We start from the raw sequence: 17199 nt of genomic DNA on the forward strand, positions 1-17199 counted from the left end.
TTTCATTGCCGCAAAACCGATGCAATCTCCAATTCAATTATCGAATTGCCCGGTGATTTTTTTGCATGACTTCCAAAATCGATAGGCGCGCGGATGATCAGTGATCCAGTTTCAATTCGTATCGAACCGTCCGAACCGACTTGTTGCGGCTCAGACTGAACGTTTCGTGGAGTTGCTCCAATGGCCGGAAGTCCAGTTTTCTCAAGACGGACGAGGAACCGGCATTGTCGTCAAAATGACCCGCCGTCAGTTTTACAAATCCGATATCTCGGGCTCGATCAACGGCCGCTCTGCCGATCAGGCTGGCTTATCCCTGCCGCCAGAACCGGGGCGCAATCCAGAATGACAATTCTCCGGAAAATGCACTGGTTCTCTTCACCGCTGCAGATCCGAAGCCTTGGTTATCAGCGGTTTTTCCGATGATACGGAAACCCCGGCTCTGCGCTTCCATAGCTTTCCAGTCGGACACCCAGGTTTCTGCAAAAGCCGCAGGTAATGGATGCGGAATTGTGGCGGTGTTCATGGCCACTTGCTCATCGCGCAAGGCCTCCGCGATCCAGCCGGCATCGGAATTGTCAACAGGTCGGAAGCGGAACATCGATTGCATCGGGTAAAACCAAAGCCGGGCGGATCAATTGGGCATAGCGCGCGGCCAGATCAGCTGGAACCGTTCACATATACAGGTCATGTCATCGGAATAGACAAAGCCATCCCGCTCTGCCTGGCGCCGGAAATAGGCATCATGCGCCTCTTTCCAGAAAACAAGGGATCGGTCGCCTTCGCCCTCGTCCCAGGCAAAGGTCTCATCGACCTGTCGCACCGGACACAGGTCTACCTGTGTGGTTTCGACAATACATTGCTCCGCGCCGGAGCCATCGGTGATTATCCACCGGTCTCCAATCGCCGGAAGGGGAAGTCCGCGACTGTCAAACCACCTTTTCAGTTCACAGGTTGCTTGCTTTTGCCCAATGAGCACCAACTGAACCAATTCATCCGCCAATTCTGGCGTGTCGCCAAATTGATCCACGGGTGGACACGGGCCGCTGATCGCGTTGTGGGCACAATATTCTTCCCAAAGAGACGGGCGCGGAACAGAGTTCATAAACGAAGCATAGATCAGAAACACCGCATTCGAACAAGCAGGATCTTGTGCCGTCGCTGAACTTTCGGAGCTTGTTATTGCCCGCGACGACGGTCTGCATTCCGGATCGTGCGGCCAGACCGTCACCCTCTGATCCGGGCGACAGAGAGCAACATCGGGTTTAAATGCAAAACAAGCGATGGTAGGGATTCCGATGCCTTACATTATCCGCAAAACGCAACGCTCTGATGTCGTCGATCTGCCACGGATAGAGCAATCCGCCGGCAAAGCCTTTCGATCCATACCCGATCTCGCCTGGATTGCGGATGACAGCGTGATGTCCGTCGAAGACCATGAACGGATATTGGATTCGGGATTTAGCTGGGTTGCCTATGACACGCTCTCTCAAACCAATGTCGGCTTCATCACCGCCGAGATGATGGAAGGCGATTTTTATGTTGGCGAGATTTCGGTTGTCGAAGCCCATCAGCAACAGGGCATAGGTTCCAAACTATTCGAGGCGGCGTTGGCAGAAGCAAGATTGCAAGGCGTGCAGTCGGCAACGCTAACGACCTTCACGCATGTGCCCTGGAATGCGCCATATTATGAAAGACTGGGGTTTGTGGTGCTGGAATCCAGCGGCTTGCCAGGCTATTTGCAGACTATTTTGCAACAAGAAAAAGCCGCCGGACTACCCATTGACCAAAGATGCGCCATGCGCAGAACTCTCTAGCATCCATACCGGCTTTCGGAATGTTCCAATCAAGTCGGTATTGGATGCAAAAGCGGGCGAAAACCACTATCGGCTAACGCTCAACACATCCCCCAATCGATTGACACTGTACTATGGCAACGATACACCTCCGTCAGAGGAGAATAACCATATCCTATTTCAAATTTTTGATGATCGCTGCTGCCACCACCCTCTTTGTCGGAGCAGCGCCACTTGGTGCTCAACAAGCCGTTCCCGAATTTCGTCAGCATCCCTTTCTTGAATTTGACATCGAAGGAAATCGGACAGCGGATATTTCGCTAGCCGATGTCGATAGCGATGGCGATCTGGATGCGATTGTTGCGAACGGACGGCACTGGGCCCAGCAGGATTTTGTCTATCTCAATATTGGAAATGGCAAACTGCTTGAAGCTCTGCCCTTGGGACGTCAAAAATCCGCCAGCTACACGGTGCAAACAGGAGATTTGGATGGCGACGGCGATCTCGACGCCGTGGTCATAAGAGACATGCTCCCAGCACTATCGTTCACCAATGATGGCTATGGCGGCTTCAGCTTGGTCGGCGAAGTGCCGCAAAGCGCTGGGCCCGCCCGATCAGCAATTCTGGTCGATGCGGATGGGGATGATGCCTTGGATTTGGTGGTGGTGACGCGGCGATCGCCAGACCGGCTCTACAGGGGTGATGGGCAAGGCCGTTTTTACGAAGGCGTTGCGTTGCCAGACAAGGGTTATGGATCGACCGGTGTTGTCGGTGGAGACCTGGACTCTGACGGAGACGTTGATCTGGTCATCGCGCGCCGAGATGGCGCAGCAAGCGTGATCATGCTGAACGATGGCAAAGGCACTTTTCGTTCTATTTCGCTAACCGGCAGCGAAGGCGATCATCGCAAAGCGGCGCTCGCTGATATGAACGGCGATGGCAAACCCGAAATTATTCTGGTCTCTACCGACGGGCTGCACCTGCTGTATCAGCAGGATAGTAATAACAGTTTTCAAAAACCACGCACGTTCGGGAAGGCGGGTGAGGCTGTTCAGGCCCTTGCTGCAGGGGATATTGACCAAGATGGCGACAATGATCTGGTGGCAGGCGCAGATGGTCCGAATATTCTCTATGTCAATGATGGTACGGGCCAATTCGCGCGTCAAATCATCCGCAGCGAAGCCGATACCTATGGTGTTGCCCTTGGCGATATGAACGGTGACGGCTTGCCGGATATCGTATTTGCCAATTCGGGATCTGCAAACGCAGTCGTGCTCTCGCGAAAACCATCGCAATCCAAACCCTAGCGGTTGATCCTGGTGTCCGCTTTGGGCGCGAAATCTGGCACTAGAAGACTAGCGTGGCGGTGCATTGATCCTTCTCGTCAAACGGGTTTAGTTTCCGCTTTCAACAGCCGATATTCTGACAGCAAGCCTTTGAACAGGCTGTAGCAACAGACCAGCATTATCAGGGTGAAAGGCAGGCCGCTCGCGATGGTACCGGCTTGCATCGTGCCCAGTGCCGTGGCTCCGCCCCCGACCAATAGCGCCGCAGCTACCGAACCCTGCAATACCGCCCAGAAAATGCGCTGTGCCACCGGCGCATCGGTTCGGCCACCAGCGGTAATCGCATCAATGACCAGCGAACCAGAATCAGACGACGTCACGAAGAATACGATTAACAGGATGATCGCCAGGGAAGAGGCGATATAAGGGAAGGGCATATTCTCCAGCATCTGGAACAGCACCAGGGGGGCTTCAGTAATGCCGGCTGGCAATTGGCCAACACCAGCCTTGACTTGTTCAATTGCCGTCACACCAAATGTTGTGAACCATATGATCGCTACAATGACGGGGATGACAAGAACAACCGATAAAAATTCACGGATGGTCCGTCCTTTGGAAATCCGGGCAATGAACATGCCGACAAACGGCGACCAGCTGACCCACCAGGCCCAGTAAAATATCGTCCAGCCGTGATACCAGTCCTTGTCTTCGCGGCCGGTCCAGTCGCTCAACGGAATCGCATATTCGGCATAGCTCACGATGGTCGTACCAAAGCCCGCCAATATCGCCATTGTTGGCCCTGCCACAAAGACAAAGGCGAGCAGCGATGCGGCCAGAACCATGTTGATATTGCTCAGCAATTTGACACCGCCATTCATTCCCCGGACGACCGAAATGACAGCGAGGGCGGTAATTACGGCGATGAGCAGCAGTTTGGAGGTCAAGGTGGCTTCGACGCCAAAGAGAAAGGAAATGCCGGTCGCAGCTTGCTGGGCGCCCAGGCCGAGGGACGTTGCCAGGCCAAACATGGTCGCAATGACCGCTAATATGTCAATGCAATGCCCTGGCCAGCCCCAGATCCGGTCGCCTAAAATAGGATAGAAAGCCGAGCGGATGGTGAGCGGCAGCCCTTTGTTGAAGGCGAAAAACGCAAGAGCCAGGCCGATGACTGCATAAATGGCCCAAGGTGTAAGCCCCCAGTGGAAGACCGTAGCCGCGAGGGCCAGGCGCATCGCTTCGGGCGTGCGGGGCTCCACGTTAAGCGGTGTTCCGCCCCAATCGGTATAATAGGCCATGGGCTCGGCCGAGCCGTAGAAGACCATGCCGATACCAACACCTGCGGAGAACAGCATGGCAATCCAGGATGCGGTGCCGAATTCCTTCCTGGCATCCGCGCCACCCAAGCGAATTTTGCCCAAAGGCGAAGCGGCGACGGACACACAAAAAAGCAGGACGATGTTGCTGGCGATAACAAAGAACCAGTCAAAATTTTCCAGCGTCCACGCCTTGCTCGTTTCCAGTCCGATTTTTGCCGTCTCGGGAAATATCAGCGTCAGCAAGACGAAGGTAATGATCAGAACCGCGCTGATAAAGAATACGGGATTATGCATTTCCAGCCCGAACGGATTGACGTTGTCCTGACCGGCTTCGTAATCGGTTTCATAATCCGTATCGATCACGTCGGTTGCGGTCGCCGCCTCTACTGCTGATTTTGTTCCGCTCACTGTTGAGGCTCCAATATATTGTGTCCCAGCACAGCTTTCAGCGGCTGCAAATGTGTTTCATAGTGCCGCCAGAGATCGACGCTCGCCTTGGTGATGGGTTGGCGCACCTGTTCAGAACTGGCTGTTCGAACGGCGCGTTTTGTCTGATGAAAATCGATGCAGGCTTGTTCAAATGGCAGGCCGAGATAATCCAGCATCCGCCGTACCTGGCCTTCCAGATCATCCAGAACATCTTCATGTTGGACACGCAGGATCGCTCCGGGCAACACCTGGTCCCAATGATCCATCAGGCGCACATAGTCGCGATAATAGCGGCCAATCTCGTTTAATCCGTAGGTAAATTCCTGGCCCTCGGCGAAGAGCTGCTTGAACCCGGAGAAGCAGCAAGCCATGGGCTCCCGGCGCGCATCGATGATTTTTGCATTGGGGAGAATGAGCTTGATCAGGCCGATATGGCGGAAGTTATTAGGCATCTTGTCGATAAAATAGGGTGCGTCCTGCCGATGGATGCGGGTGCTATCGATAAAGTCCTGACCCATGGCGCGCAATTGATCGGCCTCGAGATCGTTCAGATTGTCGGGATATAGGGAATCGTTGCTCGCTTGTTTCTGCCGCCGCAAGCGGTGCGCCAGCGACAGGATATTGGGCAATTCCAGCGTGCCATCGACCTGGCTATGCGATGCCAATATCTGTTCGAGCAATGTCGACCCGGCACGCGGCAGGCCGAGGATGAATATCGGATCCGGTGCGTCGCAACCTTTGCCCGACTGCTTGTCAAACAGCGCCGGGGTGCAGGCCGTTATCTGGTTGTCGAGCTCTGCCGTCATCTGATCGGCATCATAGCGTGACTGCACGCGCTTCAATTCATTGCCGCGCTGATAATAGCCAAAGGACGTGTCATAATCCTTCCGGTCTTCATAGGCTTTGCCGAGGGCAAAACAGATATGGATGCGGTTCTGGTAGCTCAGCCGATTGCCCTGTTCTTGCGCTTCCATCAGGCCGAGTTCTTCGTCGCTAAACCGATAGGTTTTGAGATTGGCCAGACCATAATAGGCGTCGCCATAGCCTGGGTCTGACTGAATGGCTGATTGGTAGGATGAAACAGCCTCATCATGGCGGCCAAATGTCTTCAGAGCATGTCCTCTGGAGGTCAATGTGACCGGATCATCGGGAAGCCGCTGCAAAACCTTTTCGAACAGATCCAAGGCCTGTTCATAGTCACCGGTCTGCATCGACTCGATCGCATAAAGGGATTGGAAAACCGGGTTTGCGGTGTCACGCTGATAGAGCAGCTTGCTCTGTTTCAGCGCTTCTGAAAATTTCTGACGCTTGCGCAGGATCTGGATATAATCAATCCGCACCTGGATATTATCCGGCTCAAATTCAATCGCGCTTTCGAGCAGGAAATCGGCATCTTCCAATATGCCCAAGCGCGCGCCGATATCGGCGAGTAGCCGCATGCCTTCGACATTCCGGGGATTTTTCTGCAGGAAATGGCGACAGGCATTTTCAGCCTTGATCAGCTTGCCCTCGTGCAACAGATGCGACACGCCGACCAAGGGCTTGGGCATGGCAGCTACACGCTGTTCCTGCCCGCGCATTTCGGCTGCGGCCTCGCGTTGGCCCCGGCTTTCAAATATGTCGGCTTGTGCTTTCCAGCTGGCTTGCAGCACGGGGTTGCATTGGCAGGCCCGGCGATAGGCGGCGAGCGCGCTTTCGTCATCGCCCATGGCTCTGAAAATATGGCCCTCTTCCTGATAGGCTCTGCCAAAATCGGGGGAGAGGTTCTTCAACTGATTGACGCTGGCCAATGCCTGTTCATTTTGATCGAGATAGCGCTGGCAAACCGCTTTCATGTAAAGGGCATCAATATTTTCGGGATCATCTTGCAACACCGCCATCGCGGTGCTCAGCGCAGCCTCGAAACGCCCCTCATACATTTGAGTGCGCGCCTGTTTCAGCAATTCGGCTATATCCAGACCGTTTTCAGACATGTCTTCGCGGTTTTCTGTCCTTCAAAAAAGGGAGACTAACCCGTTGGCTAGCCTCCCCCTGTTGTATTGTTCCTTAATATGTGAAGGAAACCCGTGCGCCCACGGTCAGCGGGCGGTTCACCGTGATACGCGAACGATCATAAACAAAACTGCCGCTAATCTCGGCGCGTTGGTCGGTTAAATTATCGCCAAATATCTCGAAGGACCATTTGTCATCGCTAACCCCGGCCGACAGACCAAATGTCGTCCAGCTGTCGAGCGTAATCCGGTTAATCTCGATAATGTCGGTCGCTGAAGAAGCGGAATGGGTCATCTGCGGCTGAACATGGGCTGTCCAATCGCCAAAGACATTCCATTCATAGCGAGCCCGCAAATTGCCTTGGAAACTTGGCGCATAAGCGAGACTGCGTCCTTCAACCACATCGTTGGTTGGCGTGAGAACGTCGGTAATTTCCGTATCCAAAATGGAGAAAGCTGCGCTCACCGTCAAACCTTCGATTGCATAAGGCGCGATCGTGATATCTGCCTCGAGGCCCAATATCTCGGCATTCGCGGCATTGTCCGAGAAGAACAAATTGGTGATACTGGTATCAAAGATCGTGGTCTGCAAATTCTTCACATCTACAAAGAACGCATTGCCGTTGAAACGCACCTGATTATCGAAGAGCGATGTTTTCCAACCAATTTCGTAATTGGTTACTTCATCGGTTTCGAGCGCGAATGGCACGGTAAAGCCGCCGGGACTTTGCGCGCCGCCGGGACGGTTCAGCAGTCCTGGCCGAAAGCCTTCCGAATAGGTTGCATAGAACAACAAATCATCGGTTGGCGTCCATGTCAGATTGGCCTTGAAGATAAAGCCATCGGTTGTCGCTTTGTCCGGTGCACTGAGCGAGTTGAACACTTGCTGCGCTTGTGCTGGACTCAATCCAGCAGCCTCAATATCGGCTACCGATTGGCCCAGGGTAAACGTCTGGCGCAAGGCGTCAGTACAACTCCCGATAAAGGTAAAGCTGCCATCGCCATCATAAAGATCGCTGATATTCGTGCCAAAGGCATTTTCATCAACGCCGCTTGAATTACAGAAAGATGAATTCGCGCTGCCCTCTAGATCCACTTCGACGTCATAATAGCGCGCGCCCAAAGTGATCGCGAACTGATCCGAAATATCATATGTGGCTTCACCAAATAGACCGAGTTGCTTGTCGGTACGGCGCACATCATTGCGGAATATGACGCCGGCTGGATAAGCGCTACTATCCGTGTTGAATGCGGTTGGTTGTGAAAAATTAGCCGGAAAAGAGCCGCCGAACAAATCAATCGCGGTGCTGCCGGGATAGGTGAAATCATTGCGTTCCAGCAATTCCAGATCGCTGTAAAAGCCGCCGGCGGTTAAGCGCAACGGATAATCTGCCGGTGTATTGAAACGCAGCTCATGGGTCATCACTTCGGTTTCCGTCCGCGAATTCACAAGCAAATTGGGTGCTTGACAGGTGCCGGTTGGCGCAGCGCCGGGATAGGATACCGACCCGTCACAGATATAATAAGGCAGATATTGGCCAACGAACAGATAGTCGGAATAATCGACCCGCTGCGTTGTGTCCCGTTTGGTGTAAGCACCGGTATAGACCAATTCCAATGCGCCGATCCGGCCTTCTAATGTCCAGCTGGTATTGTTGAAATCATCCTTGATTTCATCCTGTTCAAACCGTTCGATTTCCAGATCGCCCAGTGTCGGGTCTTCAAAGAAAACGCCATCGGAATCCAGTCCCTGGCGGGCGTGGGCAACAGTCAGGCTCCAGTCGTTTGAAAATTCATATGTACCGCTGACCCGGAAGCCGAGATATTGTGTATCGTTGAAATTCTTCTCGGCGAGCGCGCTATTGTCTGCCAAGATGAAATTCACGCCGGTTAGATCGGCACCGGCCTGCAGCCCGTTGCGAGCGGCACTGACCGGAACACCATTGTCGCGGACTGTGCCAGCTGCGCGGAATCGGGCGCTATCGGCGGTGCTGCGGGTTCCGGCGACATTGTTGATGTAACCACCCTTATGGTCATAATAACCAACAGCGCGGATCGCAAAGCTGTCCGTAACCGGGACATTCACCATGACCTCGATATTGTTGCTGGGATCACCGCTTTTGGTGAACGAAACGCCCGCCTTCGCTTTGACCTGAAACTGTCCGAGAACCGGCTTGTTGGTAATCAAACGCACGGTGCCTGCTTGCGAGCTGGCGCCGAACAAGGTTCCTTGTGGCCCGGACAACACTTCCACGCGCTCCAGATCGGCTGCGTAGACGTCGAGGTTACGGCCTGGCTGCGAAACCGGCTGTTCGTCGAGGTAAAGCGCCACATTGGGTGCAAGGCCGGCAACGCCGGCGGTGGTCAGATTGGGAGTGGTGGATGCCAAGCCGCGAATATAGATGGTGCTTTGACCCGGTCCGCCGCCACCAGCGGTAACGCCGGGCAGTTGCTGCAGATAATCATCAAAGACGGTTACGCCCAGTTGATCGAGTGTTTCTTCACCCAAAGCCTGAACGGCGACTGCAACGTCCTGCAAGTCCGCAGCGCGTTTCGTCGCTGTAACGACGATTTCCTGCACACCTCTTTGCTGTTCATTATTTTCTGTTTCTTGAGCTTGTGCCGATGCACAGCCCATAGCTGCGATAACCGCAAGCGATGCGCCCGTTTTTAAATAGATCAAATAACCCTCGTGTGGTTTCTTTAAATTTTAGGGAAAAACACGTTCGACCGGTGAAAACCTATCGAACCCATTGCAAAGCCAAAAAGAAAGATGTCCCCTGCGACCTCGGCTTTCAAATCTTGGCCATTATAGCAACCAATACGGCTTTGTGAACCGTCGTGTTGGTTTTGGCGCTTTCGATGCCCTCGAAGATCAAGATGTGGCAATCTTTAGTGGCTGCTTTTGGCTGATCCAGGCGATTGACCAACCCACCGGGCCCAATGTCCGCTTTTCGCGTAAAAGCGGACATTGGAAACCGCTTCCAAACGCGATCATACTCGGGCGCTGATCGCGTTTGCCACGGGTCTAGAAGCGCAATCTCGCGGCTGCAAAACCTCTCCACCGCCACGCGCTGGTGCTATCAAGCCGCGTGGATTCTCCTGCAAGCACCTGATCTCCGGAACTTGGATTTACAATCTCGCCAACACCAGAGAGATAGCTGGCTTCCGCTCCTACAAGGAATTTCAGAAAGGGCGAGACGTCAAATTCCAGTCCGGCGGATACGGAGCCTGCAAATTCCAGAGCAGAATCAAACTCTTCAAAATTCAGCGTAAAATTCTGGTCTGCCGGAGGACAGAGGCCACAGACATTGGTTTCGGTAGCCTCCATCTCGCTATCCCGGTAGTAGACACCGCCTGCCAGCGATCCGGTCGCCGCGACCCCTTCCGCGATCCGCACGCGGCCGTTTAGAATTCCGCCCAGCCCGAATAGTCTGTCCTGCACCGCTTGATCGCGAGTCTGGGTAATCGGCGTGCCAAAAACCGTGGCATTGGTCTCGCTGCGATAGTCGCGGTCCATGAACAACGCGTTGATGAACAAGGTCGCGGTCGATGTGAACGGTCCCTCGGTCGCAATCGGTGTCGTCGCAGCAAACTTGATTTCATGCATTTGAAACTCGGCTTCGTTAAAGCCCGTCAGACCGCGATTGCCGATGTTGAGGCCGGTGGATCCGCTGGGTGAAAAACCGCCATAGACATTGCCGACATCAATAGCGCCGCCTGCCGGAATATCGAAATCGCGGCGTGCATCGCCCTCGCCATAACCATAGTGCACGGATCCGACGATATGATCGGCAATGTTGAACGTAGCACCGCCAGAAACGCCGAAGCTATCAGATTGCTCGGGCGCAGTTCCGGCGAAGGTTTCGGTGCCGGGTCCGGTCGATTGAAAACCGATCCCCGTGCTCTCGTTGCCAAAATTGATTTGACCCCAGGACAGGCCGGCCGATCCGTAGGTTCCAATACCGTCTGTCGCGGGTGATCCCTGATCCGGATTGGTTTGGGTTGCCGCATTGGGACTTGGCCCGCTAAAGTCATCGGTCATACGCTGGACCAGTTCGACTATTTGCGGGTCCTGATTCAACCGGTCAAATTCGGCCGCAAGATAGTCGCCTGCGGGACCGACATCATAATCGCTGTATAAAACCGAAGGATCGGCGGATGATTGCGCCAATTCCTGCTGCGTTGGCGGGCATTTCAGCTGGCTGGGAAAAACCGCACCGTCAATCGCCGGATCGAGCCGCTTCAGCTGTTCGAGGGCATCCGCCCGGTCCAGTTCAGGATCGTTCAGCAGCAGGCGTTCGCGAAGAACATCACGGATTGCGCCAAATTCGCGCAGCTGGTCGAACAATTGCCGATAGCGTTCCTCGCGCGCGGCATTGGTTTCGTCGTCGGCACCGGTCAGGCACAGTTGCACAAGACTGTCCAGCTCTGCTCTGATTTTCGCTGCGGTAGGCACGGAGCGCGCAAATTGCACCTCTGGCGGCAGGGACTGCACAGCCAAATCGGGATCACCCGACTCTGCACCAAGGGGGCTATTCGATGTGCCCGGAGTGATATTTTCGGCAGCATAAGCTTCGGCACCATAAGCCTCGCAATTCAACGCTTGCGGGGTTTGCAGAACTTCAATCCGCTGGAGTTCGGATGGCAGATAGGTTCGGCCATCGGGAGCAACCGGAACCGTTTCCGATCCCCTGAACCCGCGCACCGTGAAACCGTAGCGGCCACCATATTCCGTTTTGATCCCCCTGATGTCAAAATGTTCGATGACACCGGGCGTGGCGTTGCGGCCAAAGGCGGGATGGCCGCGATTGATGGCACAGGCCTTGTTGATATCTTCAAGCCGGTCGACATTTTGTTCCAGAGTTTCGGTGCCGAGAACCGAGACCGGTACCGCGATATCCTGCAGTGATCGTTCCCTGGCCTGCGCTTGCATCGCAGTACCCGCCAGCAAGAGTGAAATCGCCCAATGCATCCGTTTCATATTCAATTCCCTGTTTTATCAAGATCTGACCCTTGAAAACGGGAATATGGTGGTCGCTAAAACCGCGCATCATGCATTTGTATTACACGGCACTACCACGCGCTATGTTTGACGCTAGCGACCAAACACTTTGCGCAGCAGATCGGTCTGCCGGCTGGATCCGGTCTTTTCCAGCACGCGCTGCATATGAACCCGGGCGGTATTGACCGAGATACCCTGGGCTTCGGCATGCTCGGGTACCGACAAGCCGCCAACGATACTGTCGACCATCTTGATCTCGGCAGGCGTAAGACCGTGGGCCTCTCCAAAGGCCACAAAGTCAATCAGCTGATTTTCATTGGACTGCCGAATTCTGCTGGCAATGTCGTCGAGCAGGTCCTCAGGCATATGCGCGAGGATTTCCTCGACCCGGTCGGACCAGACCGGTTCGGCGCTGATTTTTACCCCGTCGCCGCGAAACTGATTGAGAAACGGACGAATATAGGCGATCTGTGCGGCCTTGTCGGGTTCATCCTTGCTGTCATCGGTCATAGCGTCCCCCTATCATTTTTCGGTTCGCTGTAATAGGCTGCCGGTCATGGAAGGGGCAGCCACAGGATTTCCCGTCATAGAGGGGAGCGACATTGATTTTCGGCTTTTAGAGCTGGAAGCAAAGACCATCGCCCATGCCGTGCGGTCACAAATGGCCCCGCTGTCCAAGACATTCTCGGATTTTGGCGCAAAGATCGAAAACCGCATTATCAAGGCGTTTCTCCTGCGGGCCTTGAAGCCCGCGTTGGAAAACCCCCATGATCCGGCCGAAACCGCCCGCCTGCTTTCGGCCTACCGGACCGCCACTGCACGCGGGACCTTTGCCGCTTTCAATCCGGTGATGCAGGCGCCGCCCGATACGCAGCTGCTGTTTGATCCCGCTTCCCCGCTGCTCGAGGATTATGCCGATCCGGATGCCGAGTGGCCCGAGGGCGGCACAGACGAGCCGATCCTCTTTTATGTTCCTGGCGGCGGATTCATCCTGCCGCCATCGCCCAAGCAGGTCGCGCTGGCCTTCCGCTTGGCCGAGCATTGCCGCTGCGAGGCGGTGATCGGCAAACATCGGCTGGCCCCCGAATATCCGTTCCCTATTCCAGCCAAGGATCTCGCCGATCAATATGCCGCGATTTTGCAGTCGGGAAGGCCGCCGAGCCAGATCATCCTGTCGGGTGACAGCGCCGGGGCGACGCTGATCCTCGCGATGTTGCTGGAACTGCGCGAACGGCGATTGCCGATGCCGGCGGGAGCGGTTCTCTTCTCCCCCTGGGGGATCTGGCGATGCGCGGCTGGTCCTATATTTCCAAAAGCATGAGCGGGAATAGCCCGTTTCGCATGGAAACTGCGGCGTTCAGCGCCAAACTCTATCTCGGCGACACATTGCCAACCGATCCCCGCGCCTCGCCGGTATACGCCGATTTGCGCGAATTTCCGCCGCTGGCCATCCATTGCAGTCGCCACGACATGCATTTTGACGATGCCATTCAGCTTGCAGAAAAAGCCCATGATGCCAACGTGCCTGTACGGATGAATTACTGGGATAGCCCGCGCCATCATCTGGAGCGCTTTGGTTCCAAGGATGCGCAAAGCAGTTTTGATCTGGTCTCAGGCTTTATCGGCGGTTTGGTTGAGCGCCCGTCCTGATTTTGACAACGCCGCCATAGCTATCGGCGTGGCGAACGGTGCCGCAAACAGGCGATGGACGATCGTCAGATACCGCCAACTCCGATGCTTCGGAAGAAAAAATCGCTGCCGATAGTAACAGCGCAGAAAAGCAGCAACTTCCAAACGCCGGCAAAAATAACCTCGTTCCCACATTACAATTCAAATCTTTGCCTATTGAATCAATCACTCTGCCGTCAAAATCGCTCCGTAAAAATCAAAGCAAACACATTCAACACCTGATGTCATCACTGAAGGAATTTGGACAAGTTGCTCCCGTCTTAATCGATGAAAATCAAAATCTGATAGATGGTCGGATGCTGATGGAAGCCAGACGATGAAAGCAACCTGACTAACCAGACGGACAATGCAAGCGACAAACCAAAATCAGGACAGTGATTCCGGTTTGAAATCGGATATTCCAGAATGGACCGATTGCTATTTTTCACTGAGCTTGGCTTCGCCATAGAGCAGCCCGGCTTCGCGGGTTCCCTTATGATCAACGCTCAATATATCGTATAATAATTGTAATATGATTACGCACATAATCCAATTATTCCTATTTTTATTGCCTTTTTGCTTGGTTTGAACGCAGAGGTGGGTCAGTGGAAGAATATGTCTTCCCGGGTCGTGTCGATTACTCAAGGCACCTAAGTACACGCCAATGTGCAAGGCTGGTCGATAAGTGGTTGTGGCAATTGATTTGCGACCTGAGGAATATGGAACCCATTCGCTTCACCGAACGAAGACGTTGATTGTCTATAAGGCGACTGGGGATTTGAGGGCAATTCATATCCTTCTCAGTCACTCCAAGTTAGAGAACACTGTTCGCTATCTCGGCGTGGATATCGAAAACGCGCTGACCGTAGCTGAGAAGACCGAAATTTGAGTAATGTCGGGCGCCAGACGATTTTCGACTGGCACCCACTTTTGAGATGAATGTGTACGATTGAATTCTCACAGTTTTGGGACCGTTCGATCCCGATAGCGGGCGTTAGCTGGTCGGTGATCCTAGCCAAAGCTGCGATCTGGGAACCTTCCTACATCGACTGTTGCAATGCTCTTCAATGTTACATAGTTACATAACGATGAACTCACGCCCGATTCAATTTGGACGCAAGATGGTGATGCCAGTTTGGCTGCCTGCCATTTTGTGCATCTTCCTGTTCGGGCAGATCGTTGCTGGCGGCCATTTTCACGAAAATGAACTCGATGCATCCGCCGGTTCCGAGTGTGCGATTTGCTCGCAGGCTACTCAGAATGATGACCTCGATTTACCAGATGCTGCTGAAGCACAAAGCCTGGATTTTGTGCAATTGTGGCAATTTGAGGCTGTAAAATCACAGTCTTCTGCCGTGGTGCTGGAAGCAAAAGCACGCGCACCCCCTTATTCCTGAAGTCAGATCAAAATCAGCAGCAAATTCATGCTGTAAGATTTCCTGACTCTGACTTTTTCAAAGATATATTGGCGCCATCCAATGGGAGTGGGCGCGCCTTCTTTTGATTTTCAGGGATAAAATAATGAAAAAATTGAATTTCCTACGCTTGCTGTTGAGCAGCGCGCCTCTCTGTTTTGCCAACGTCGCTTATGCACAAATTCAGGACGATGACTCCACAGATTCAGCTGCCGATGATGAATCGGCAATCATCGTATCTGGCGTTCGCCCCGCCTATCGCGGCGACTTTGACGATTTGGAAATTCCCCAGTCTAACCAGACGCTCGACGCAGAAATTTTGCGCGACACTAATGCACTGGACTTAAACAGCGCTCTGGATCTGTCGGCTTCCGTTGCCCGGCAGAATAATTTTGGCGGATTGTGGAACAGCTTTTCCATCCGGGGCTTTTCGGGCGACATCAACCTGCCAAGCAATTTTCTTGTGAACGGCTTTAACGCGGGTCGCGGATTTGGCGGACCCCGTGATATTTCGGGGATCGAAGCTGTTGAAGTTCTAAAAGGTCCGCGCTCCGCGGTTTATGGGCGCGGTGAGCCCGGTGGCACCATCAACCTGATCACAAAACGTCCACAGCTCGAAACTTCGGGTTATGTTCAATTTCAGGGCGGCTCTTTCGATTTCTATCGCGGCGATGTGGATCTGCAAACCACCCTCGGAGATGGTATCGGCATCCGGATCGCGGGATTTTACGAAGACGCGGGGAGCTTTCGCGGGCCCAAGGAAACGCAAAAATATGGAATCTACCCATCAGTGCGGTTTGATATAGGGGAGAATTCGATCCTCACCTATGAACTGGAATATACTGCGCAGGAATTGCCGCAGGATCGTGGTGTCATCTTTTCCCCGCAGTTCGGGTTCTCACCGCGCAGGCTTTTTACAGGTGAACCCGATGCGCTCATCGACACCGAGGTTCTGGGTCACCAGTTGGAATTTCAGCATAACTTTAACGATAACTGGAGCATCCTCGTCGGCGCAGGCTATCGTGAGACATCGCTCGTCGGAGACGCCTATGAAAATAATTTCGGCAGTCGTCAGCCTTATCTGGTCGATGGCCAGGCCATTTCGCGTTTTTTCCGTTTCCGCGACTATGAAGCCGACTATCTGGCTCTGCGCGCCGAATTGACTGGCGAGTTCAACACCGGCGGCATTCGCCATCGGGTGATCATGGGCGTGGATTATGATGAGTTCGACAATGATCAGGTAGCCAATCGTTTTCGCCAGGCTGGAATCGGGGGCGCGCCGAGCAACACGCTGGATCCGCAAACCTATTTGCTGATCGATGTCAACAATCCGCAATATGGGCTCTATCCGCCACCCAATGCAGCTGCCCAGATTGATCGGCTGGAAACAACCAGTGGTCTCGGTTTCTACATTCAGGACCAGATCGATCTGACCGAAAGGCTTCAGATTCGTCTGGGTGGCCGGTTTGACGATTTCGACCAAATGTTGATAAACCGACGCAACAATCCTGCCACTGTCAGCGAATCCTCTAACAGCGCGTTTTCGCCACAGGCGGGCCTCGTCTTTCGTCCAATTGACAGTATCAGCCTCTACGCGTCCTACGGGGAAGGTATCCGCCAACTGTCTGGCACCGACTTTGAAGGAAACTCTTTCGATCCAAACGAATCGACCTCGTTCGAGGCCGGTATCAAAGTTGATCTTGGAACGCTATTTCCCGGCGTGCAGGGTTCGGCTTCCCTGACTTACTTCGATGTCGATCAAAGCAATATTCTCATCTTTGATCCCCGCCCACAAGCCGCTGGTGAACTAGTCCCGGCAGGTGAGGCGCGCAGCCGCGGACTGGAACTGGATGCCAATGCCAGCTTTGAAAGCGGTCTGCGGATCTGGTTTTCATACGCCTATACGGATGCGGAATATACCAACAGCGGAACGGACTCGGCGACATTCACGACATTCAATCCCGGCGAACCGCTGATCAACTCTCCGGATCATCAGCTCAGCCTGCAAATATCCCAAAGCTTTTCTATTGCTGGCCTCGGGGCGCAAATTGGCGGGGGCATGCTTCATGTTGGAGAGCGAAACGGCGAAGTGGGCGGGAATTTCGATCTTCCGGATTACACCACATTCCGCCTTTTTGCGCAGATCGAACCGATCGAAAATTTTGCGATCCGGGTCGATGTCGATAACCTGTTTGACGAGACCTATTACACGGACTCCTTTGCCAATGTCTGGGTACAGCCGGGCGCTCCAAGGGCCGTGCGCGTTTCTGGTCGATTCAAATTTTAGGAAAGGATG

At 53.9% G+C, this 17199-nt stretch carries 13 protein-coding genes and 2 pseudogenes; 8 read left to right on the forward strand and 7 right to left on the reverse strand.

The window, feature by feature from the left end:
- Positions 1–100: 100 nt before the first annotated feature.
- Complete coding sequence (locus ACZ1GS_RS13755) at positions 101–346, forward strand: hypothetical protein (protein ID WP_472698179.1); 246 nt, start codon at positions 101–103, stop codon at positions 344–346.
- Here ACZ1GS_RS13755 and ACZ1GS_RS13760 read toward each other — a convergent pair.
- Both ACZ1GS_RS13760 and ACZ1GS_RS13765 read right to left on the reverse strand, forming a co-directional pair.
- The gene (locus tag ACZ1GS_RS13760; RefSeq protein ID WP_472695740.1) at positions 308–607 is read right to left on the reverse strand and encodes a GNAT family N-acetyltransferase; all 300 of its coding nucleotides are present in this window, start codon (positions 605–607) and stop codon (positions 308–310) included. The two genes, ACZ1GS_RS13755 and ACZ1GS_RS13760, sit on opposite strands and share 39 nt — an antisense overlap.
- A gap of 24 nt (positions 608–631) precedes the next feature.
- Complete coding sequence (locus ACZ1GS_RS13765; RefSeq protein WP_472695741.1) at positions 632–1102, reverse strand: ASCH domain-containing protein; 471 nt, start codon at positions 1100–1102, stop codon at positions 632–634.
- Positions 1103–1295: 193 nt separating this feature from the next.
- On the opposite strand from ACZ1GS_RS13765, the gene ACZ1GS_RS13770 reads away from it, so the two are divergent.
- Complete coding sequence (locus ACZ1GS_RS13770; RefSeq protein WP_472695742.1) at positions 1296–1814, forward strand: GNAT family N-acetyltransferase; 519 nt, start codon at positions 1296–1298, stop codon at positions 1812–1814.
- Between the two features lie 170 nt (positions 1815–1984).
- Positions 1985–3100 (forward strand): FG-GAP repeat domain-containing protein, encoded by a 1116-nt coding sequence (locus ACZ1GS_RS13775; protein ID WP_472695743.1) that lies wholly within the window; start codon positions 1985–1987, stop codon positions 3098–3100.
- Between the two features lie 77 nt (positions 3101–3177).
- Here ACZ1GS_RS13775 and ACZ1GS_RS13780 read toward each other — a convergent pair whose 3' ends face one another.
- From ACZ1GS_RS13780 to ACZ1GS_RS13800, 5 genes are all read right to left on the reverse strand, one after another.
- Positions 3178–4803, reverse strand: coding sequence for a BCCT family transporter (locus tag ACZ1GS_RS13780; RefSeq protein ID WP_472695744.1), 1626 nt, complete (start codon positions 4801–4803; stop codon positions 3178–3180).
- Positions 4800–6797: a tetratricopeptide repeat-containing sulfotransferase family protein gene (locus ACZ1GS_RS13785; protein WP_472695745.1), complete on the reverse strand. Its 1998-nt coding sequence runs from the start codon at positions 6795–6797 to the stop codon at positions 4800–4802. The genes ACZ1GS_RS13780 and ACZ1GS_RS13785 overlap by 4 nt, the downstream gene beginning before the upstream one ends.
- A gap of 73 nt (positions 6798–6870) precedes the next feature.
- Positions 6871–9396, reverse strand: coding sequence for a TonB-dependent receptor (locus tag ACZ1GS_RS13790; protein ID WP_472695746.1), 2526 nt, complete (start codon positions 9394–9396; stop codon positions 6871–6873).
- Positions 9397–9843: 447 nt separating this feature from the next.
- Positions 9844–11799: a hypothetical protein gene (locus ACZ1GS_RS13795; RefSeq protein ID WP_472695747.1), complete on the reverse strand. Its 1956-nt coding sequence runs from the start codon at positions 11797–11799 to the stop codon at positions 9844–9846.
- Between the two features lie 114 nt (positions 11800–11913).
- Positions 11914–12330 carry a helix-turn-helix transcriptional regulator gene (locus ACZ1GS_RS13800; RefSeq protein ID WP_472695748.1) on the reverse strand — a complete coding sequence of 139 codons (417 nt, stop codon included), beginning with the start codon at positions 12328–12330 and terminating at the stop codon, positions 11914–11916.
- A gap of 340 nt (positions 12331–12670) precedes the next feature.
- Between ACZ1GS_RS13800 and ACZ1GS_RS13805 the strand changes: the two are divergent.
- The 5 genes and pseudogenes from ACZ1GS_RS13805 to ACZ1GS_RS13825 all read left to right on the forward strand — a co-directional run bounded on the left by ACZ1GS_RS13805 (position 12671) and on the right by ACZ1GS_RS13825 (position 17190).
- Positions 12671–13470: pseudogene (locus ACZ1GS_RS13805) on the forward strand (alpha/beta hydrolase fold domain-containing protein).
- Between the two features lie 38 nt (positions 13471–13508).
- On the forward strand, positions 13509–13829 hold the full coding sequence (locus ACZ1GS_RS13810; RefSeq protein ID WP_472695749.1) for a ParB N-terminal domain-containing protein: 321 nt from the start codon (positions 13509–13511) through the stop codon (positions 13827–13829).
- A gap of 231 nt (positions 13830–14060) precedes the next feature.
- A pseudogene (locus tag ACZ1GS_RS13815) lies at positions 14061–14377 on the forward strand (site-specific integrase); the annotation flags it as partial.
- Between the two features lie 199 nt (positions 14378–14576).
- On the forward strand, positions 14577–14885 hold the full coding sequence (locus tag ACZ1GS_RS13820; protein ID WP_472695750.1) for a hypothetical protein: 309 nt from the start codon (positions 14577–14579) through the stop codon (positions 14883–14885).
- Between the two features lie 124 nt (positions 14886–15009).
- Entirely contained in the window at positions 15010–17190 is a 2181-nt protein-coding gene (locus tag ACZ1GS_RS13825) for a TonB-dependent siderophore receptor (protein ID WP_472695751.1), read from the forward strand.
- Positions 17191–17199 lie beyond the last annotated feature (9 nt).

Source organism: Parasphingorhabdus sp. W113 (assembly GCF_055693205.1).